At 70.6% G+C, this 20,790-nt stretch carries 18 protein-coding genes; 13 read left to right on the top strand and 5 right to left on the bottom strand.

Annotated elements, in window-relative coordinates:
• Positions 1–69: 69 nt before the first annotated feature.
• Complete coding sequence (locus AC1MBW_RS02495) at positions 70–1,260, bottom strand: ROK family transcriptional regulator (RefSeq protein WP_480025324.1); 1,191 nt, start codon at positions 1,258–1,260, stop codon at positions 70–72.
• Between the two features lie 217 nt (positions 1,261–1,477).
• Here AC1MBW_RS02495 and AC1MBW_RS02490 point away from each other — a divergent pair, with 217 nt between their 5' ends.
• The 12 genes from AC1MBW_RS02490 to rplL all read left to right on the top strand — a co-directional run bounded on the left by AC1MBW_RS02490 (position 1,478) and on the right by rplL (position 13,700).
• Positions 1,478–2,221: a sugar phosphate isomerase/epimerase family protein gene (locus AC1MBW_RS02490; RefSeq protein ID WP_152970255.1), complete on the top strand. Its 744-nt coding sequence runs from the start codon at positions 1,478–1,480 to the stop codon at positions 2,219–2,221.
• The gene (locus AC1MBW_RS02485) at positions 2,218–3,366 is read left to right on the top strand and encodes a Gfo/Idh/MocA family protein (protein ID WP_071255225.1); all 1,149 of its coding nucleotides are present in this window, start codon (positions 2,218–2,220) and stop codon (positions 3,364–3,366) included. The genes AC1MBW_RS02490 and AC1MBW_RS02485 overlap by 4 nt, the downstream gene beginning before the upstream one ends.
• Positions 3,367–3,537: 171 nt before the next feature.
• The gene (locus AC1MBW_RS02480; protein ID WP_480025323.1) at positions 3,538–4,863 is read left to right on the top strand and encodes an ABC transporter substrate-binding protein; all 1,326 of its coding nucleotides are present in this window, start codon (positions 3,538–3,540) and stop codon (positions 4,861–4,863) included.
• 79 nt (positions 4,864–4,942) lie between these two features.
• Complete coding sequence (locus AC1MBW_RS02475; protein ID WP_480025322.1) at positions 4,943–5,938, top strand: carbohydrate ABC transporter permease; 996 nt, start codon at positions 4,943–4,945, stop codon at positions 5,936–5,938.
• Entirely contained in the window at positions 5,931–6,770 is an 840-nt protein-coding gene (locus tag AC1MBW_RS02470; protein WP_054146733.1) for a carbohydrate ABC transporter permease, read from the top strand. Before AC1MBW_RS02475 ends, AC1MBW_RS02470 begins: the two co-directional genes overlap by 8 nt.
• Positions 6,767–7,939, top strand: coding sequence for a Gfo/Idh/MocA family protein (locus AC1MBW_RS02465; RefSeq protein WP_480025321.1), 1,173 nt, complete (start codon positions 6,767–6,769; stop codon positions 7,937–7,939). Before AC1MBW_RS02470 ends, AC1MBW_RS02465 begins: the two co-directional genes overlap by 4 nt.
• 97 nt (positions 7,940–8,036) lie before the next feature.
• Positions 8,037–9,050 carry a sugar phosphate isomerase/epimerase family protein gene (locus AC1MBW_RS02460; RefSeq protein ID WP_071255229.1) on the top strand — a complete coding sequence of 338 codons (1,014 nt, stop codon included), beginning with the start codon at positions 8,037–8,039 and terminating at the stop codon, positions 9,048–9,050.
• A gap of 15 nt (positions 9,051–9,065) precedes the next feature.
• Positions 9,066–10,031: a biopolymer transporter Tol gene (locus tag AC1MBW_RS02455; RefSeq protein ID WP_480025320.1), complete on the top strand. Its 966-nt coding sequence runs from the start codon at positions 9,066–9,068 to the stop codon at positions 10,029–10,031.
• Positions 10,032–10,142: 111 nt separating this feature from the next.
• Positions 10,143–10,901: a response regulator transcription factor gene (locus AC1MBW_RS02450; protein ID WP_480026065.1), complete on the top strand. Its 759-nt coding sequence runs from the start codon at positions 10,143–10,145 to the stop codon at positions 10,899–10,901.
• The gene (locus tag AC1MBW_RS02445; protein ID WP_480025319.1) at positions 10,898–12,505 is read left to right on the top strand and encodes a sensor histidine kinase; all 1,608 of its coding nucleotides are present in this window, start codon (positions 10,898–10,900) and stop codon (positions 12,503–12,505) included. The genes AC1MBW_RS02450 and AC1MBW_RS02445 overlap by 4 nt, the downstream gene beginning before the upstream one ends.
• 246 nt (positions 12,506–12,751) lie before the next feature.
• On the top strand, positions 12,752–13,267 hold the full coding sequence (gene rplJ / locus AC1MBW_RS02440) for a 50S ribosomal protein L10 (RefSeq protein WP_054146730.1): 516 nt from the start codon (positions 12,752–12,754) through the stop codon (positions 13,265–13,267).
• A 49-nt stretch (positions 13,268–13,316) separates the two neighbouring features.
• Complete coding sequence (rplL, locus tag AC1MBW_RS02435) at positions 13,317–13,700, top strand: 50S ribosomal protein L7/L12 (RefSeq protein ID WP_043592924.1); 384 nt, start codon at positions 13,317–13,319, stop codon at positions 13,698–13,700.
• A gap of 237 nt (positions 13,701–13,937) precedes the next feature.
• Here rplL and AC1MBW_RS02430 read toward each other — a convergent pair whose 3' ends face one another.
• The gene (locus tag AC1MBW_RS02430; RefSeq protein ID WP_480025318.1) at positions 13,938–15,380 is read right to left on the bottom strand and encodes an APC family permease; all 1,443 of its coding nucleotides are present in this window, start codon (positions 15,378–15,380) and stop codon (positions 13,938–13,940) included.
• Between the two features lie 78 nt (positions 15,381–15,458).
• Positions 15,459–17,054 (bottom strand): LuxR C-terminal-related transcriptional regulator, encoded by a 1,596-nt coding sequence (locus AC1MBW_RS02425; protein ID WP_480025317.1) that lies wholly within the window; start codon positions 17,052–17,054, stop codon positions 15,459–15,461.
• Between the two features lie 276 nt (positions 17,055–17,330).
• Between AC1MBW_RS02425 and AC1MBW_RS02420 the strand changes: the two genes are divergently transcribed.
• Positions 17,331–19,205, top strand: coding sequence for an ABC transporter ATP-binding protein (locus AC1MBW_RS02420; RefSeq protein WP_480025316.1), 1,875 nt, complete (start codon positions 17,331–17,333; stop codon positions 19,203–19,205).
• A 23-nt stretch (positions 19,206–19,228) separates the two neighbouring features.
• Here AC1MBW_RS02420 and AC1MBW_RS02415 read toward each other — a convergent pair whose 3' ends face one another.
• The gene (locus tag AC1MBW_RS02415) at positions 19,229–19,966 is read right to left on the bottom strand and encodes a DUF305 domain-containing protein (protein WP_480025315.1); all 738 of its coding nucleotides are present in this window, start codon (positions 19,964–19,966) and stop codon (positions 19,229–19,231) included.
• Entirely contained in the window at positions 19,963–20,622 is a 660-nt protein-coding gene (locus AC1MBW_RS02410; protein ID WP_055971358.1) for a DUF3105 domain-containing protein, read from the bottom strand. Before AC1MBW_RS02410 ends, AC1MBW_RS02415 begins: the two co-directional genes overlap by 4 nt.
• Positions 20,623–20,790 lie beyond the last annotated feature (168 nt).

Below are 20,790 nucleotides of genomic sequence, written 5' to 3'. Positions count from 1 at the left end.
ACGGGCGTGGGGACGACACCCGCGCCTCCTCGTGTCGTGGACCAGGAGGCGCGCGCCGGGTGTGCGTGCTCAGACGGCGGCGGCGAGCTCGTCGATCGCGGCGGGGGAGAGGGCGTGGTGGATGGCGAGCATGCTCGCCCCCATGAGCCCGGCCCGGTCGCCCGCCCGGGACGGCACGATGGTCAGGTGCTCGGTCGCGAGCGGCATCGAGCGCTGGTAGACGACCTCGCGCACGCCGGCCAGGAGGTGCTCGCCGGCTTGCGCCATCGATCCGCCGATCGCGATGACCGAGGGGTTGATCATGTTGACGCAGGCGGTCAGCACCTCGCCGAGGTCGCGACCCGCCTGCCGCACGGCCTGCACCGCGTCGAGGTTGCCGGCCCGGACGAGCTCGACGACCTGGCGGCCCCCCTCGCAGTCGTGGCCGAGGGCCCGCAGCGAGCGGGCGAGGGCCGGGCCCGAGGCGACGGCCTCGAGGCAGCCGACGTTGCCGCAGTGGCAGACGACGCCGGCCCCGCGAGGGATCTGCACGTGGCCGATGTCGCCCGCGATGCCCTGGGCGCCACGCTGCAGGCGGCCGCCCGAGATGATGCCCGAGCCGATGCCGGTGGCGACCTTGACGAACAGGAAGTGGTCGGTGCCCGGCCACGCGTGGCTGCGCTCGCCGAGGGCCATGATGTTGACGTCGTTGTCGACGAGGACGGGGACGTCGAGGTGGCGTCTGACCCACCCCGGTACGTCGAAGCCGTCCCAGCCGGGCATGATCGGCGGGTTGACCGGTCGCCCCGTGCTGAACTGCACGGGGCCGGGCAGGCCGATGCCGATGCCGATCAGGTCGTCGCGGGTGCGACCGAGCCGGTCGAGCAGGGCGTCCGCCCCGGTGACCATGCCGCCGAGGGTCGTCTCGGGCCCGTCGGCGATGTCGATCAGGCGACGGTCGCTGGTCAGTTCGACGCCCATCAGGTCGGTCAGGGCGAGGTTGACGTGGCCGGCTCCGAAGTCGGCGGCCAGGACGACGCGGGCCGACGGGACGAGGGCCACGCGCGACGGCGGACGACCGCCGGTCGACACGGCGTCGGCATAGGGGCCGACGAGACCGAGTTCGGCGAGCACGTCGAGCCGGAGGCCGATGGTCGACCGGGCGAGGCCGGTCATCGCCGCGAGCTCGGCCCGCGTGCGTGGCGCGCCGTCGCGGAGCAGCTGGAAGATCTCGCTGGCTCCCGTGCTGCCGAGGGCGGACGACCGCGTCGTGTCGGACATGGCAGCAGTAAACCACAGCCCCCGACGACGGCCGAGAGAACCTCGCCGAAAAATCGTCGACTTTTGCTTGCGGGTCGACAGAAGCGGTCCTATGGTGAGTCTCGGTCGACGCCGACCGCCACTCTTCCGGGGGTGACCGGTCGACGGCTCGACCGCTGAGAGTCCCCGACGGTGCCCGTCACCGTCGCACATCCACTCGGAAGAGGAGACACCCCTGGTGACCACCGCAAGCCCGATCTCGGTCCAGCTGTACACGGTCAGAGACGCCATCGCCGCCGACCTGCCCGGCACCCTGAAGCGCATCGCCGACCTCGGCTACACCCAGGTCGAGCCCTACGCGTTCGTCGACCGCGTCGACGAGTACGCCGAGGCCCTGCCCGCCGCCGGGCTCACGGCGCCCAGCGCGCACGTCGGCCTGATCGGCAAGGACCTCGAGCCGATCTTCGCCGCCGCCACCCGTCTCGGCGTCGGCACGATCATCGACCCGCACATCGACGAGACCCGCTGGGTCACCCGCGAGGACGTCGAGGCGATCGCGAAGGAGCTCGGCGAGATCGCCGACGCGGCCGCCGCCCACGACCTCACCATCGGCTACCACAACCACGCCTTCGAGCTCGAGAACCTGATCGACGGCACCCCCGCCCTCGAGGTGTTCGCCGCGGCCCTGCCGGCGAACGTCGTGCTCGAGATCGACACCTACTGGGTCGAGGTCGGCGGCGTCGACGCCGCCGAGCTGCTCGCCCGCCTCGGCGACAAGGTGCAGTTCCTCCACGTGAAGGACGGCCCGAAGAACAAGAACGACGTCGAGCAGGTCGCCGTCGGCCGCGGCTCCATGCCCGTGCGCGACATCCTGCAGGCGGCCCGCCAGGCCACACCCGTCGTCGAGCTCGACGACCATGCCGGTGACGTGTTCACCGCCCTCGCCGACAGCCTCGAGTTCCTCCAGGGGGTCCGCGCATGAGCGACGTGACCACGGCCTCGCGCCCCGCCGTCGCCTCCGACGGCAAGACCGGCCCGGTCGGCGTCGGGGTCATCGGCGCCGGCGTGATCAGCGACCAGTACCTCGGCAACCTCACGCAGTTCCCCGACCTGAAGGTCCTCTTCATCGCCGACATCGACCAGGACCGCGCCGCGGCCCAGGCCGAGAAGTGGGGCGTCCCCGCCAGCGGCACGGTCGACGAGCTGCTCGCCCTCGACGACGTCGAGATCGTCGTCAACCTGACGATCCCGGCGGCCCACGTCGACGTGGCCCTGCAGGCCGTCGCCGCCGGCAAGCACGTCTGGGGCGAGAAGCCCTACGCGCTCGACCGCGAGAGCGGCGCCCGGCTGCTGGCGGCCGCGAAGGAGGCCGGCGTCCGCGTGGCGGTCGCCCCCGACACCTTCCTCGGCGCCGGTCTGCAGACCGGCCTGCGGGTCGTGAAGCGCGGCGACATCGGCACGCCCCTGACCGGTCTCGCGCTCTTCCAGGTGCCCGGGCCCGAGTCGTGGCACCCGAGCCCCGAGTTCCTCTTCGCCTACGGTGCCGGCCCGATGTTCGACGTCGGCCCGTACTACCTGACCACGCTCGTGCAGGTCTTCGGACCCGTCGCGAAGGTCACGGCCACGGCGTCGAAGGCGCGCGACAGCCGCGTCATCGGCTCGGGACCCAAGGCCGGCACGGTCTTCCCCGTCGAGGTGCCCACGCACGTCAGCGCCCTGCTGCAGTTCGAGAGCGGTGCCAGCGCGCAGGCCGTCTTCAGCTTCGACTCGAAGCTGGCGCGCGCCGGCTTCGTCGAGATCGCCGGCACCGAGGGAACGGCCGTGTTCCCCGACCCCAACGAGTTCGAGGGCGACACGACGGTCCACACCGGTACCGACGAGCCGGCGGTCGTCGCGGCCACGGGCTCGACCTTCACCCGCGGCACCGGCGTGGCCGAACTCGCCCAGGCGATCCGCGAGGGCCGCCGTGAGCGCGTTCCCGGGGAGCTCGCCTTCCACGTCCTCGACGTCATGGTCTCGCTCGCCGAGTCCGCCGAACGCGACGAGAGCGTCCGTGTCGACTCGACCCTCGAGCCGACACCCGAACTGCCCGAGAGCTGGGACCCCTCGGTCCCGACCCTCGGCTGACCCGGTGCGGTGCCGACGCCTCCTCGACGCCGGCACCGCGCCTCCTCACCCGTCCACCCCCGAGCGCACCACCCGCACCACCGGAGTCACCACAGCACCACGAACCCCCTGCACCACCCCTTCCCTCACTCGATGAAGAGAAATCTCGAAGAAGAGACACCAGGAGAAGTCATGCAAACGAAGTTCCGTTGGCTCGCCGCCCTCGCGGTCGGAGCCCTCTCGGTCGGATCGATGACCGCCTGCAGCGCCTCGGGCGGCAGCGGCGACGCCGACACCATCACCTACTGGGCCAGCAACCAGGCCCCCACCGTCGAGAAGGACGCCGAGGTCCTGCAAGAGAGCATCGACCGGTACACCGAGGAGACCGGCGTCAAGGTCGACCTCGAGGTCATCCCGTGGTCCGACCTCTACAACCGCATCCTCACCGCCGTCTCGAGCGGAGAGGGCCCCGACGTGCTCAACATCGGCAACACCTGGGCCGTCTCGCTGCAGTCCAGCGGCGCGTTCGTGCCGTGGGAGGGCGACGCCCTCGAGCAGATCGGCGGCAAGGAGCGCTTCGTGCAGTCGAGCTTCGCCACCGGTGGCGCCGAGGGCCAGGCCCCGACGTCGGTGCCGATCTACGGCCTGTCGTACTCGCTGTACTACAACACGGCGATGTTCGAGGCGGCGGGCATCACGGAGCCGCCGGCGACCTGGGACGAGTTCGTCGAGGACGCCAAGAAGCTGACGATCGACACCGACGGTGACGGCTCCATCGACCAGTGGGGCGTGACGATGGCCGGGTCGAGCATCTCGAACAACGCCCACCAGGCGTTCGTCCGAGGCCTGCAGAACGGCGGCTCGCTGTACGACGACGAGGGCAACCCCGACTTCGGCAACGACGGCGTCGTGGCGGGCGTCAAGCAGTGGGTCGACCTGATGGCCGTCGACAAGGTCGTCTCGCCCTCGGACGCCGAGAGCGTGAACGGTGCCGACATGGCCGCCACGTTCGCGGACGGCCAGGCCGCGATGTTCTTCGACCAGGCCCCCGGCGACAACCTGAAGTCGCGCGACTTCACGGACTACGCCGCGGCCCCCGTCCCGATGGAGACCGCCGACGCCACCGGGCTGCTCGGCACCCAGAGCCACGTGGCGGGCATCAACGTCAGCGTGTTCGAGAACTCGGGCAACAAGGACGCGGCCATCGCGTTCGTCAAGCACCTGACGAGCGACGCCGAGCAGAAGTACCTGAACGAGTCGTTCGGTGCGCTGCCGGTGGTCACCGCCGCCTACGACGACCCGGCGTTCCAGACCGACGTCATCAAGCTGAAGCAGGTCACGCTCGCCGACCACGCCCAGCCCATGCCCCTCTACCCCTCCGAGGGACAGATGGAGACCCTGGTCGGCACCGCGATCAAGAACCTCCTCGCCACCGCAGCCCAGGGCGGTTCCGTCAGCGAGTCCGACGTCAAGTCGGCCCTCGAGGACGCGAACAGCCAGATGAGCTCGGGTCAGTAGCCCGTCCCACCGCCCGTGGCGGGGGCGGTCGGTCCAGCCGACCGGCCGCCCCCGCCGCCCAGGCCCCGAGAGGACCCTCATGACCGTCAACGTCCTGCCCCCCGCCACCGCCGTGGAAGACGTCCCGCCCGACCCGCACCAGTCGGCCCCGATCGAGCCGGCCAAGCGCAAGAAGCACCGCTCGCCCCTCGCGTACTTCCTCGTGGGTCCCGCCGCCCTGGCCGAGCTGCTCGTCCACATCATCCCGATGGTGCTCGGCGTCTGGATCGCGTTCATCACGCTCAACCAGCTCAGCATCGCCAACTGGGTCAACGCGCCCTTCGTCGGCCTGCAGAACTTCGTCACGGCCCTCGACCCGTCCTCGCCGATCGCCGGGCAGCTCTACGGAGCCCTGGGGCGCACGCTGATGTTCACCGTCATCGTGGTGGCCATCGCCTGGAGCATGGGCATGCTGGGCGCCGTGCTGCTCACCAGCTCGTTCAAGGGCCGTGGCATCCTGCGCACGCTCTTCCTGGTGCCCTACGCCCTGCCGTCGTACGTCGGCACGATCGCCTGGGCCTTCATGTTCAACCAGCGCGACGGCGCCATCAACCGCTTCCTGGTCGACGACCTGGGCATCCTGCAGGACCGCCCGTTCTGGCTGCTCGGCGGCAACTCGTTCTGGGCGATCGTCATCGTGACGGCCTGGCAGTTCTGGCCGTTCGCCTTCCTGATGCTGCTCGCCGCGTTGCAGAACATCCCGGGGGACGTCTACGAGGCCGCGAGCCTCGACGGCGCGAGCCTCTGGAAGCAGTTCACGCTGATCACCCTGCCCATGGTCAAGCCGGCCAACGCCGTGCTGCTGCTGATCATGAGCCTGTGGATCTTCAACCAGTTCAACGTGCCCTACGTGCTCTTCGGCCCCGCGTCGCCCGAGCAGGCGACGCTCATCTCGCCGCTGATCTACCAGCAGTCGTTCAACAACTGGAACTTCGGCCTCGGCGGTGCCATGAGCGTGATGCTCCTGGTCGTGCTGCTGATCGCGTCCGCGTTCTACATCCGCATGGTTCTGCCGAAGGGACAACACGATGATTGAGACCCGTGGGTTCAAGGTCTTCCGCTTCTTCGGGCTGGCCTTCCTGTCGCTCGTGGTGGTCGTGCCGCTCTACGTGGTGCTGACCACCTCGATCAAGCCGCTCGCCGACGTGCAGGGCCTGTTCACCTGGATCCCCAGCCGGGTGACGCTCGAACCGTACGTGCAGATCTGGCAGACGGTGCCGCTGGCGTCGTACTTCAAGAACAGCCTGATCGTCACGATCTCGGCCACGGTGCTCTCGGTGGCCATGGCCGTGCTCGCCGCGTACTCGCTGGCCCGCCTGCGGTTCAAGGGGCAGCGCAGCTTCAGCCTGGTCGTGCTGTCGACGCAGATGTTCCCGGGCATCCTGTTCCTGCTGCCGCTGTTCCTGATCTTCGTGCAGATCCAGCGCACGATCGGCGTGCAGCTGACCGGCAGCTACCTCGGCCTGATTATCACGTACATGACGTTCTCGCTGCCGTTCTCGATCTGGATGCTGACGGGGTACTTCGCCTCGATCCCGAAAGAGCTCGAAGAGGCGTCGATGATCGACGGCACGGGTCGCCTCGGTGCCCTGTTCCGTGTGATCATCCCGGTCGCCAAGCCGGGCATCATCGCCGTCGCGGTCTACGCCTTCATCACGGCCTGGGGCGAGGTGCTCTTCGCCTCGGTGCTCACGAGCAAGGACACGCGCACGCTCTCGATCGGCCTGCGCGCCTACGCCTCGCAGCAGGACGTCTACTGGAACCAGCTCATGGCCGCCTCGGTCGTCGTCTCGCTGCCCGTGCTCATAGGCTTCATGCTCGTGCAGAAACACTTGATCACCGGACTGTCGTCGGGGGCCGTGAAGTGACCGAACCGGCCGTGGCCACGGCGGTGGGGCCGGTGGGCGTCACCGCCGGCCCGGCCGGCCGGGCCGAGCCGAGCCGAGGAGGCGCGGGTCGCGTCGAGCCACTGCGCGTCGGCATCGTGGGCGGGGGCTTCATGGCCCGTGTGCACGCCGGTGCCGCGCTGTCGGCCGGCGCCCGCGTGGTCGCCCTGGCCTCGTCGAGCCCCGCCAGCGCGGCCCGGGCGGCGGCGTCGCTCGGCGTCGACACGGCTCACGAGAGCGTCGACGACCTCGTGACCGACCCCGACGTGGACGTCGTGCACGTCTGCTCGCCCAACGCCACGCACGCACCGGTCGCCCTGGCGGCGCTCGCCGCCGGCAAGCACGTGGTCTGCGAGAAGCCGCTCGCGACCTCGGGCGCCGAGGCCGAGGCCCTGGTCGAGGCCGCCCGGGCCGGGCGGCTCGTCGGTGCCGTGCCCTTCGTCTACCGCTACCACCCGATGGTGCGCGAGGCGCGGGCCCGGGTCGCCGCGGGCGAGGTCGGCCGCGTCTTGAGCGTCCGGGGGTCGTACCTGCAGGACTGGTTGCTCGACAGCGACGACGTCGACTGGCGGGTCGACTCGGCGGCCGGCGGCCCCTCGAGGGCCTTCGCCGACATCGGCAGCCACCTGGTCGACCTCCTCGAATTCGTCCTGGGCGACCGGTTGGCGCGGTTGACCTCGACGACCACCACGGTGCACGCCCACCGTGGTGGCTCGTCGGTCGACACCGAGGACGAGGCGGCCGTCGTGTTCGAGACGGCACGGGGGGCGATCGGCACCCTCTTCGTGTCGCAGGTCGCGCCGGGTCGCAAGAACCGCCTCCTGCTCGACCTGTCGGGCACCGCCGAGAGCCTCGAGTTCTCACAAGAGGAACCCGAGACGCTCTGGGTCGGCCGGCGGTCGGGCACGCAGCTCGTGGCCCGTGACGCCGCCGTGCTCGCGCCCGACGCCGCCCGCCTGTCGACGGTCCCGGCGGGGCACCCGATGGGCTACGTCGACGCGTTCGCGGGGTTCGTCCGCGACGCTCACGACGCCGTCCGGGGCGGCACCCCCGAGGGACTGCCCACCTTCGTCGACGGCCTGCGCGCCGTGCGGGTGACCGAGGCCGTCCTCGCCTCCGCCGCGTCGCGCAGCTGGGTCGACGTGCCCTGACCCGTCGTCCGTCCGCACCGTCCCGTCGTCCGTCCGCACCGTCCGTCCCCACCGTCCCGTCGTCCGTCCGCACCCCCGTCGCCCCGAGAAGGAACCCATGGCCGAGAGCTCCCGCCCCGTCACCCTGTTCACCGGTCAGTGGGCCGACCTGCCCTTCGAGGAGGTCGCGGCGCTCGCGGCCGGCTGGGGCTACGACGGCCTCGAGATCGCGGCGTCGGGCGACCACCTCGACCTCGAGCGCGCCGACCAGGACGACGCGTACCTGCGGTCGCGCCTCGACGTGCTCGAGCGGCACGGCCTGGGGGTCTGGGCGATCTCGAACCACCTGACCGGGCAGGCGGTCTGCGACGACCCGATCGACTTCCGGCACCAGGCGATCGTCCGGCCGTCCACCTGGGGCGACGGCGACCCCGAGGGCGTCCGTCAGCGGGCGGCCGAGGACATGAAACGGGCGGCCCGGGTCGCCCGCAAGATGGGCGTCGACACCGTCGTCGGCTTCACCGGCTCGAAGATCTGGCCCTACGTCGCGATGTTCCCGCCGGTGCCCGCCGCCGTGATCGACGCCGGCTACCAGGACTTCGCCGACCGCTGGAACCCCATCCTCGACGTGTTCGACGCCGAGGGCGTCCGGTTCGCCCACGAGGTGCACCCGAGCGAGATCGCCTACGACCACTGGACGAGCGTCCGCGCGCTCGAGGCCATCGAGCACCGCTCGGCCTTCGGCTTCAACTGGGACCCCTCGCACATGCTCTGGCAGGGCGTCGACACGGTGTCGTTCATCACCGACTTCGCCGACCGGATCTTCCACGTCGACTGCAAGGACACCCGCATCAAGCCCCCCACCGGGCGGTCGGGCGTGCTCGGCTCACACCTGCCCTGGGGCGACCCCCGCCGCGGCTGGGACTTCGTCTCGACCGGTCACGGCGACATGAACTGGGAGGACGCCTTCCGCGCCCTCGACGCCATCGGCTACGACGGCCCGATCTCGATCGAGTGGGAGGACGCCGGCATGGACCGGCTGCACGGCGCCCCCGAGGCGTTGGCCTACATCCGGTCGCTGCTCTGGAAGCGGCCGAGCGCCTCCTTCGACGCCGCGTTCTCGAACCAGTGACGGCAGACTGACCCCATGCCCCGAACCCTGCTGCCCGGCCAACGGAGCCGCCTGCTGGTCGTCGACCCCGCGACCGGTGACGCCGAGGTCGTCCTCGAGAGCGCTCGCGTGCTCGTCGAGGCCCCGAACTGGAGCCCTGACGGCCGCTGGCTCGTGGTGAACGGCGACGGCCTGCTCTGGCGCCTGCCCGCCGACGCGCGTGGGGTCGACGAGACCGCACTCGAGCCGGTGCCGATGGGCGACGTCCCCGAGATCAACAACGACCACGTGATCGCACCCGACCAGGGCGCCGTGATCGTGAGTGCCCGCGACGGCCACCTGTACGAGGTGCCGTGGGACGGCGTGCCCCCGGGCGGCACCGCCCGCCGAGTGACCCGCGACCACCCCGCCGGGCGCAACCACAAGAACTACCTCCACGGCGTCTCGCCCGACGGAGCGTCGCTCAGCGTGATCGTCGGTGCCCTGCCGGCGCCGGTCGACGACCCGGACGACGAGGAGGCGCGGGCCGGCTGGCGCACGAACGTCGCCCTGGTCTCGCGGGCCGACGGCGCGACCACGCCGGTGACCGACGACGAGCACCCCGACGACGGGGCCGAGTTCTCCCCGGACGGCGCCTGGTTGTGGGCCAACTCGGAACGCGCCTCCGCCGGGGTGGCCGGCCACGCACAGCTCTTCCGGAGCCGCCTGGACGGCGGCGACGTCGTACAGGTGACAGACGACGAGCGGGTCAACTGGTTCCCGCACGTGTCGCCCGACGCCTCGACGCTGCTCTGGGTGTCGTTCGAGCCCGGCACGCTCGGCCACCCCGAGAACCGTGACGTGGTGCTGCGCACCCTGCCCCTCGGCGCCGACGGCCTGCCCGTGCCGGGCCGGGCGCCGCACGACGTGCTCGCCCTCTTCGGCGGGCAGGGCACGATCAACGTGCCCTGCTGGGCCCCGGACTCGACGCGCTTCGCCTGCGCCGACTACCCGCGGGCCTGACGCCGACCCTCGCCCTGGCCTTCCCGAACCGATGGACTCGCTGTGGGTCGCCTGTGGGCGATGTGCAGCCTGCTCATCGGTCGGACACAGTCCGTTCATAGGAATCCCTCGATACTGGGGAAGGTGACCACAACGACCCCCGCCACCGCCTCGGCCCCTCGCCTCACCCGTGCCGACGGAACGCCCCTTCGAGTCCTCGTCGTCGACGACGAGAACAGCCTCACCGACCTGCTCTCGATGGCCCTGCGCTACGAGGGCTGGGACGTCAAGGCGGCCTCCGACGGCCAGGCGGCCCTCGCGACGGCGCGCGAGTTCAAGCCCGACGCGATCGTGCTCGACTGGATGCTCCCCGACATCGACGGCATCCAGGTGCTCGGTCGACTGCGGTCGAGCGGCGACGACACCCCGATCCTGTTCCTCACCGCGAAGGACAGCGTCGAGGACCGGGTGTCGGGTCTCACCGCCGGCGGCGACGACTACGTCACCAAGCCCTTCTCGCTCGAAGAGGTCGTCGCCCGCCTCCGCGGCTTGATCCGCCGGTCGGCCTCGGCCATCAGCGAGGCGGGCGACTCGCGCATCGTCGTCGGTGACCTCGTGCTGGACGAGGAGAGCTACGAGGTGACGCGGGCCGGTCGCGAGATCGAGCTGACCGCGACCGAGTTCGAGCTGCTGCGCTTCCTGATGCGCAACCCGCGCCGCGTGCTGAGCAAGGCGCAGATCCTCGACCGGGTCTGGAGCTACGACTTCGGCGGCAAGTCCAGCGTCGTCGAGATCTACATCTCGTACCTGCGCAAGAAGATCGACGTCGGCGAAGAGCCCATGATCCACACCGTGCGCGGCGTGGGTTACGTGATCAAGCCCACGTCGTGAGCGATGCCCTGCCCGCCCGGGTGGGCTCGCGCCTCCGCGGCCTCGTGGGTCGGGCGCCCGGTCTCGCCGGGCCGCTCACGCTGCGCAATCGCTTGATCCTCAGCATCGTCGCGCTCGTCGTGCTGCTGACCATCGTGATCGGCTCGGTCAGCGTGATCGTCCTGCAGGCGTCGCTGATGCGTCAGCTCGACGACGAACTCGAGGGGGCGACCGGTCGCTCGGTGCCCATGGTGAACGCCCAGGGCTCGACGACCCGGCCGTACCTGACGCCCGACGGCGACGACCTCTCGGGCCCGCGGCAGTCGCCCGGCACCTTCACGGCCGTCGTCGTCAATGGTTCGGTCGTCGCGGCGTACCGCGTCGAGCAGTCGGGACGGGTCGTCTCGCCCCGCCTGACCGACGACCTGACGTCGGTCGTGACGACGGTCGCCGGGGCGAACGACCCCGAGACCGTCTCGCTCGGGTCGGACCTGGGCTCGTACCGGGTGGAGTCCCTCGCGGTCGGCTACCAGACGACGACGACGTCGGGCTCGGTCGCCACGACGCCGGCCCACCTCGTCGTGGGTCTGCCGACGAGCAGCGTCGACCGCACCATCACGGTCATGGTGATCACCATCCTCGCCGTGACCCTCATCGGCCTCGCCATCGCGATCGCCGTGGCCTACGGCGTCGTGCGCAGCGCCCTCCGACCGCTCGAGCGCATGTCCGACACGGCGCTGCGGGTCGCCGAGCTGCCGCTGGACCGCGGCGAGGTGGCCCTGGCCGAACGTGTCGACGAAGCCGACGCCGACACCCGCACCGAGGTGGGCCGCGTCGGTGCTTCGCTCAACCGCATGCTGGGCCACGTGGCGGGGGCCCTCGAGGCCCGTCAGCAGAGCGAGAACAAGGTGCGGCAGTTCGTCGCCGACGCCTCGCACGAGCTTCGGACCCCGCTCGCGTCGGTCCGCGGCTACGCCGAGCTGACCCGCCGCATGAACACCGGACTGCCCGACGACGTGGTCTACGCCATGGGCCGCATCGAGTCGGAGTCACTGCGGATGACCTCCCTCGTCGAGGACCTCCTGCTGCTCGCCCGCCTCGACGAGGGGCGCGACCTCGTCACGGGCGACGTCGACCTCACCCGGGTCGTGCTCGACACGGTCAACGACGCCCACGTGGCCGGACCCACGCACGACGTCGACGTGTACGTGCCCGACGAGCCGGTGACCGTGTCCGGCGACGCCATGCGTCTGCACCAGATCGTCGCGAACCTGTTGACCAACGTGCGCACCCACACGCCCGACGGCACGCACGTACACGTCTCGCTCACGATCGACGACGCGTCCGGTCAGGCCGTCGTCTCGGTCGCCGACGACGGGCCGGGCATCGACCCGGCCGTGCTGCCGGTGCTGTTCGAACGGTTCGCCCGCGCCGACAGCTCGCGGTCGCGGAAGGCCGGCTCGACGGGCCTCGGCCTCGCGATCGTGCAGGCCGTCGTCCACTCCCACGGGGGGACCGTCGACGTCGCCAGCTCGGACGACGGGGCCACCTTCACCGTCCGCCTTCCGCTCGCGACGCCCGACGTGGCATCCGACCGGGACGCCGAGGAGGCGCGACTTGCGTGAGCGCGCCTCCTGCGTCTATCCTGATCGAAGCCCAAGACCGCCGGTTGTACACGTCTGCTCGCAGACGGGTGCCGAAGGTTCTCGAGAGAGAGCGACCAGCGCAGGTGTGTGAAGTCGTTCCTCTTCTCGAAGAGATCCAGCTCCGTGCGCTTGCGCCGGAGCTTTTTTCATTGGTGCGGCACCGGTCTCGGTGCGGCCGATTCGAGTGCCCGGGGGCTGCCGGCACACCCACGTTTTAGGAGAGCCATGGCGAACAAGGAAGCATCGGTCGCCGAGCTCACGGACAACTTCCGTGACTCGACCGCCGTCCTGCTCACCGAGTACCGCGGTCTCACTGTTGCCGAGCTGAAAGAGCTCCGCAAGTCCATCAGTGCAGACGCGACGTACGCCGTGGTGAAGAACACGCTCAGCAAGATCGCGGCCAACAACGCCGGAATCAGCTCGTTCGACGACGACCTCGTCGGACCGTCTGCGATCGCCTTCGTGCACGGTGACCCTGTCGCCGTCGCCAAGAGCCTGCGTGACTTCGCCAAGGCACACCCCGCTCTGATCGTGAAGAACGGTTACTTCGACGGTAACCCGCTCACGGCAGACGAGGTCAAGCAGCTCGCCGATCTCGAATCCCGAGAGGTGCTGCTGGGCAAACTGGCCGGCGCCTTCAAGGCTTCGCTGTTCGGTGCTGCCTACCTGTTCCAGGCACCGCTGTCCCAGGCCGTTCGCACGGTCGAGGCGCTGCGTGCCAAGCAGGAAGCCGACAGCTAAACAGCTGTCGTACCAACCCACACTTTAGAAAACCCATAAGGAGAACACCATGGCGAAGCTCACGCAGGACGAACTGATCGAGGCCTTCAAGGAGCTCACGCTCATCGAGCTCAGCGACTTCGTGAAGAAGTTCGAAGAGGTCTTCGAGGTCACCGCTGCTGCCCCCGTGGCCGCTGCCGGTGCCGCCGGTCCCGCCGCCGCCGCTGAAGAGGTCGAAGAGCAGACCGCCTTCGACGTCGTGCTCGAGGCTGCCGGCGACAAGAAGATCCAGGTCATCAAAGAGGTCCGCGCGCTCACGAGCCTCGGTCTCGGCGAGGCCAAGGCCGTCGTCGACGGTGCCCCCAGCACCGTCCTCGAGGGCGCTTCGAAGGAGGCCGCCGACAAGGCCAAGGCTCAGCTCGAGGCCGCCGGCGCGACGATCACCCTCAAGTAGTCGGCGGGCCCTCGCGGCCCTCGGCGCTTGAGCGGCACGTCTGCTCAGCACCATTCGGAAGGCGCCACCCCTCGGGGTGGCGCCTTTCGGCGTTCCCGGTGGTGCGGCCGAGGTGCGTCGCCGGTCCCTCGCGACCCGCGCCTCCTCGGGGGGGTTCGACGGTTTCCGTCGTCCGCTAGGGGTCCGTGCCGACCCGCCGCGGGTGACGCGGACCCGCAGGCCACGCGACGAGGGCGGTCAGGAGGTGCGGGCCAGGACCGAGTGTCGCCGACCGTACCCGAGGTACACCGCCGTGCCCACGGCCATCCAGACGGCGAAGGCCGCCCAGGTGACCCAACCGAGCGTCACCATCAACAGGACGCAGAAGGCGCAGCCGAGGATCGGGGTGAGCGGGTACAGCGGCACCTCGTAGGTGCGGTCGAGCTCGGGGCGGTTGCGCCGGAGCCAGATCACCGACACGTTGACCAGGGCGAACGCGAAGAGCGTGCCGATGCTCGTCGCGTCGGCGAGGGCGCCCAGGGGGATCACCGCGGCGGCCACGGCCACCGCTCCGCCGACGATCAGGGTGCCGGCGACGGGGGTCTGCGTCCGAGCCGAGACGCGGCCGAGGACGCGAGGGACGAGCCCGTCCCGCGCCATCGAGACGAAGATGCGCGTCTGACCGTAGAGCACCGTGAGCACGACGCTGGCGATCGCCGCCACCGCGGTGACGGCGAAGAGGAAGGCGACCCACGGTTGCCCCGTGATGTCGGCGACGATCGTGACGAGGGTCGCCTCGCCGTCGGTGAAAGAGGTCCACGGCCGCGCGCCGATGGCCGCGACGGCCACGAGGATGTACAGCACCGTGATGATCACGATGGAGGCGATGATGGCGCGCGGCAGGTCGCGCTTCGCGTCGCGGGCCTCCTCGCCGGCCGTCGATGCCGCGTCGAAGCCGATGTACGAGAAGAACAGCCGCGAGGCGGCCGCCGAGACGCCTGCCGCTCCCATCGGTGCCAGCGGCTCGAAGTTGCCGACGCTGAAGGCCGTGAAGGCGACGGCGACGAAGAACACGAGCAGCGCCACCTTGACGACGACGAGCAGCGTGTTGACCCAGGCGCTCTCGCGGGCCCCGGGCACCAGCACGAGGGTGGCGAGCAGGACGAGAACCGCCGCGGGCAGGTTGAGCACCCCTCCGGCGCCCGGGGGCTCGGCGATCGCGGCGGGCAGGGCGAGCCCGAACACGTCGAGGGCCTCGTTCACGTACTGGCCCGCACCGACGGCGACGGCCGCGACCGAGACGGCGTACTCGAGCACGAGACACCACCCGCAGACCCAGGCGATGCCCTCGCCGAGCGTCGCGTACGCGTACGAGTAGCTCGAACCCGACACGGGCACGCTGCCCGCCATCTCGGCGTACGACAGGGCCGACAGCAGGGCCGCGACGCCCGCGAGCACGAACGAGATCCAGACCGCGGGGCCGGCCAGCGGGACGGCCGTGCCGAGCACGACCAGGATTCCCGTGCCGAGGGTCGCACCGATGCTGATCGCCGTGAGGTGCCAGACGCCCAGGGTGCGGCGCAGGCGGGGCCCGCCGTCGGCTGTGGCCTCGCTCTCGGCGACGTACGCCTCGAGGGGTTTGCGCGCCCTCAGCTGGGCGACGAGGGACGGGCGGGACGTGACGCGGGACTCGTGGGGCACCGCGAGAGGCTACCGTACGGCCGGCACCGCGCCTCCTCGGGGCACCGCGCCCGTCCGGGGCGCCGCGCCCGTCCGGGCCTACTCGTCGAGGTCGAGGCCGAGCTGCTTGACGCGGGTCATCGCCTCGCGGCGCGACGACGCCTGGAGCTTGCGGTAGATGCTGCGGACGTGGCTCTTGACCGTGTTGACCGAGATGAACAGCTGGCTGCCGATCTGACCGAGGGTCTGGCCCGTGGCCAGGTGTCGGACGATGACGAGCTCGCGGTCGCTCAGCGGTTCGGCGAGCTGCGGCACGACGTCCGCCGAGGTGCCGCGGAGGCGGTCGAGCACGCCGACGATGGCCGGCGGCTGCCGACGGCCGACGGCGCGCTGGACGAGGTGTTCGAGGACGTCCTCGGGCAGGGTGGCGAAGAGCCAGATCGACCCGTTGTGGCCGGCGCTCAGCAACGCCCGGTCGAAGGCGATGTCGCTGTGCGGGCCGTCGCCGAGGGCGAGATGTGCGGCGGCCTGGAGCGCGTGCACCTGGCCCATGGTGCGCTCGCTGTGCAGGTCGCCGATGGCGAGACACTGTTCGAGCGCCTCGAGGGCGTCCTCGGGCTCGCCGGCGGCGAGGTGCACCAGGGCGAGCACGCGAGCGGGACAGCGGATGTGGTGGTGCGAGGGTGTCACCGACGAGGCGAGTCGGCGGGCCTCATGGGGCTGCCCGAGCAGGCGCATGGTCTCGGCCCGCATCACGACGGCCGACTCGGTCAGGGCGCTGTGCCCGGTGAAGCCGTCGATGGTGCGGGTGATCCGGGCCAGCAGGTCGAGGACTTCGATGTAGCGGCTCTCGGCCAGCAGCACGTGTGCTTCGGCGAACAGGCCGAGCGCTTCCCAGTCGCTGCCGCGCGATGCCTGGCGGACGTCGGCGAGCAGGCCCTCGTGGCCGCCCACGGCCTCACCGCGTTCGAGGGCGAGGTGCACGCGGGTGATCTGGGTCAGGGCACCGAACGAGCTGCCCAGCAGGTCGGTGCCGTCGGCGAGCTCGCGGGCGAGGTCGACGTGGCGGTCGGCGAGGTCGAAGTCGCCGATCAGCATCGCGACGAAGGCGAGGGCCGAGAGGCACTCGACGCGCTCGGCGGTGCTGAGGTGGTCCTCGCCGAGACCGTTGGCGAGGCTCAGAGCGAAGCGGGCCTGGTCGATCTCGCCGTAGTGCAGGCGGATCAGACCGAGCTGCAGCGAGAACGAGGCGCTGAGCGAGATGCGCACGCTGATCGACTCGGCCAGATCGTTCTCGATGAGGGTCCGGGCGACCTCGAGGTGCTCGTGGGCCACGACGAAGTTGCCGAGGGTGCGCAGGGACGCACCGAGGTGGACGTGGTAGCCCGCCCGGATGTCGAGCGGCAGGTCGGGGTCGGCGTCGAGCGCCTTGGCGACGCCGCGGAACCAGGGCAGGGCGGCGCTGCGCGAGCGGGAGCCGACCGAGCGGTGGCTCGCGGCCAGGGCGAGCAGGATGCGGGGTCGCCCGCGCCACTCCTCTTCCGGCGTCGAGCGGATGGCCTCGCGCAGGCGTGCTCCCTGCAGGGGGGCGATCTGGGTCCAGCCCTGTTCGATGGCATCGAGAGCAGCCCGGTGGTCGGCGGGCTGCAGTTCGGCACTCGGCGGTTCGACGGCCGTGGGGTTCGACGTGTTCACGATGGTCCTAGCTCCGCCGCTTCGGGAGGCTCGCCCGTCGGGTAGGGGGAGCGCGGCTGCCGGAGCCTGGTCAGGTGCACCGACACCGCCATACTAAACTGAGAGATCATTCCGTCGTATGGTCTGTCGGGCATTGCGCCCACAACTGGGGGACGAACGGTCGTTCTACGGCGTGTCGCGGCGTGTCTCGACGGTGCCGTGGCGATTTCTTGCAGGCGCTGACCCGCACCCCGGCGACGGGCCACCCGTGACGGTGGTCAGGCCTACGCTGACCGGATGAGCTCGATGCATGCCCCCGCTGGCGGTCCCCGGGGCGGGGGCCGACCGGGTGGTTCCGGTCGGGTGTCGAGCGGCGACGCCGACGCCCAGCGTGCGGCGAACGCGACGGCGCCGCGCATCCCCGACCTGCTCGGTCGCATCCGGGGCCTGTTCGTCCCGCACGAGCGTGCCCTCGTCGTCACCGTGGTGCTGGTCCTGATCGGCGCCGCCGTCAGCGTGGCTCCGCCGCTGCTCACCAAGCAGGCGTTCGACCGGGGTCTGTTCCCGCCGGGCGGTCCCGACGTGCCCGTCCTGCTCGAGCTGGTGGGCGCCATGGTGGGGCTGTGGGTGCTGTCGGCCGGCATCGGCGTCTGGCAGACGTACCTGACGGCCACGGTCGGCAACAAGGTCATGGGTGCGTTGCGCATCCGTCTCTTCGGGCACCTCCAGCGCATGGAGCTCGCGTTCTTCACCCGCACCAAGACCGGGGTCATCCAGTCCCGGTTGCAGAACGACGTCGGTGGCGTCGCGAACGTGCTCAGCAACACCATCTCGAGCGTCCTGGGCAACACCGTCACGGTCATCGCCGCCTTCGTGTCCATGCTCGTGCTCAGCTGGCAGATGACCGTCGTCACGGTGATCCTGCTGCCCCTGCTCGTGGTGGCCCAGCGACGGGTGGGACAGGTGCGTGCCCGCATCGCCACCAAGACGCAGGAGTCGCTCAGCGACATGACCGCCATCACGCAAGAGGCGTTGAGCGTCAGCGGCATCCTGCTCGCCAAGAGCTTCAACCAGCAGCACTCCGAGGTCGAGCGCTACGCCGCCGAGAACCGCACGCAGATCGGGCTGCAGGTGCGTCAGCAGATGAGCGGGCAGTGGTTCTTCGCCGTCGTCCAGATCTTCCTCTCGGTCATCCCCGCCCTGATCTACCTGGTCGCGGCCTGGCTGATCCTGCGTGACGTGCCCGTGACCGCGGGCACGATCGTGGCCTTCACGACGGTGCAGGCCCGGTTGACCTTCCCGCTCATGGGCCTGCTGCGGGTGGCCCTCGACCTGCAGACCTCCGGGGCGCTCTTCGCGCGCATCTTCGAGTACCTCGACCTCCACCCGGCGATCACGAACGACCCGTCGGCCGAGGCCGTCGACGAGACGCAGCTCGGCCGGGTCGAGTTCGACGACGTCTCGTTCTCGTATCCCGACGCCGAACCGGGGCAGAAGACCCTCGACGGCGTCTCGTTCGACATCGCGCCCGGCCAGTTCGCCGCCTTCGTCGGCCCGAGCGGTGCGGGCAAGACGACCGTGTCGTACCTGATCCCGCGGTTCTACGAGGCGTCCGGTGGTGCGGTCCGCTTCGCGGGCACCGACGTCCGGCGGCTCGACCAAGAATCGCTGGTCGGCAACATCGGCATCGTCAGCCAAGAGACCTATCTGTTCCACGCCAGCATCGGTGACAACCTCCGCTACGCCCGTCCCGACGCGACCGACGAGCAATTGGTCGAGGCGGCCCGGCAGGCCAACATCCACGAGACCATCGCGTCGTTCCCCGACGCTTACGACACGATCGTCGGCGAGCGGGGCTATCGCCTCTCGGGTGGCGAGAAGCAACGCATCGCCATCGCCCGCGTCCTGCTAAAAGACCCGGCGGTGATGGTCCTCGACGAGGCGACGAGCGCCCTCGACACGGTGTCCGAGCGCGTGGTGCAAGAGGCTCTCGACACGGCGACCCGCGGTCGGACGACGATCGCGATCGCGCACCGCCTCTCGACGGTCCGTGACGCCGACGTCGTGTTCGTCGTCGTGGCCGGCCGCGTCGTCGAGCGCGGCACGCACGACGAGCTGCTCGCGCTCGGCGGGGTCTATGCCGAGCTCTACGGGCAGCAAGTCTCGGCGTAGGTCGTGGCGGTCCGGGCGTCTCGTCAGCCGCGCTCGGCGAGCATCGCCTGCATGGCGTCGACCTCGCTCTGCTGCGTCTGAACCATGCCCGAGGCGAAGGCGCGCACCTGCGGCACCTCGCTGCGTGCCAGGACCGCGTCGGCCATCTCGATGCCGCCCTGGTGATGGGCGATCATCAGCGTCAGGAAGAGCCGCTCGGCCTCGACGCCGCGGGCGGAGTCCAGGGCCGCGAGCTGCTCGTCGGTGGCCAGCCCCGGCATGCGGCCGCCGGGTTCGTGGGTGGCGACGGGCGTGGCCGAGCCGCCCGCGCCTCCGTCGTCGGTCATGTGGTGGCTGCCGTAGTCACCGTCGAGGGTCGGGCGGGTCATCCAGGTCATGGTCGGCTCGGCGGGCGCCTGCGGCAGGCGCCACAGCTCGAGCCAGGCGTACATCTGGCCGGCCTGCTGCGACTGCGTCAGGGCCATGTCGTAGGCCATCGAGCGCACCTCGGGGTCGGTGGTCCGGTCGCGGACCATCATCGCCATCTGCACGGCCTGCTCGTGGTGCACCTGCATGTCGCGCGAGAACCCCGCCTCGACGCTGTCCGTGCCGGGCGTGACCGGGTTGGGCGAGCTGAGCCGGCCGAGCGCGACGCCGACCAGCAGCACGATCGCCACGGTCAGGACCCCCGCGATCACCAGCCGCAGCCGACGACCCGAGGAGGCGCGGTGCGGCCCCGCCCCGTCGGTCACGTCGACGTCGTCACGCCCCGGTGCGGTCACGCGATCTTGCCGGTGCCGTCCACGCCGCCGGTGCAGGGCGCACCGGGCTCGGGGGCGTTCGTGGACTTCCAGTACTTGGTGACGAAGTCCGACACGGTGGCCTCGTCGTCCGTGACGTTCGCGAATGGCAGCTGGGCGCCCCAGGCCGAGACGTACATGGGGGAGTCGAGGCCCTCGTAGGGCGAGACGACCGCGTAGGTGTCGGGGGCGAAGTCGCGCAGCGCCTCGATCTCGCTCTCGCTGACCTGCTCGGGGTCGTAGGTGAACCAGATCGCCCCGTGCTCGAGGTCGTGGACGGCGTTCTCGTTCGGCACCGGCTCGGTGTAGACGCCGCAGTTCAGCCAGATCTGGTTGTGGTCGCCGCCGGCGGGAGGGGTCATCGCGTAGTCGACGCTGCCGCCGACGTGGTTCGCCGTGAGGTCGGAGTAGGTCTTCACGCCGTCGATCTCGATGGCCTGGGGGTCTTGCCGTGGCTGGCCGCTCGTCACGACGAAGGTGACGACCAGCGCGATGGCCGCCGCGCCCGCGACCGAGGCGGTGACGATGCCGATGGTGCGGTTGCGCTTCGCCCGGGCCTGCTGCCGTTTGAGCTCGGCGACCTTCTCCTGACGTCGGGCGTCGCGCTGCTGCTTGACGGTGGGCTTGTCGTCTGCCACGGGGGGAGTCCTGTCGTCCGGGGGATCGATCGGGGCGATCGGTCGAGATCGGGGATGCGTCACCAGTTCTCTCACGGATTACTGGGAGGTCCTCAATATCCTGCACGATCTGCACGATCTGCACGTCGAAGGGCTCGTCCCGCCCCGTAACACGCCAGGGTGCGTCGT

The organism is Frigoribacterium sp. AP1, assembly GCF_056680555.1.
The sequence above is the reverse complement of the archived record's forward strand: the minus strand, read 5'-3'. Positions and strand labels throughout refer to the sequence as shown.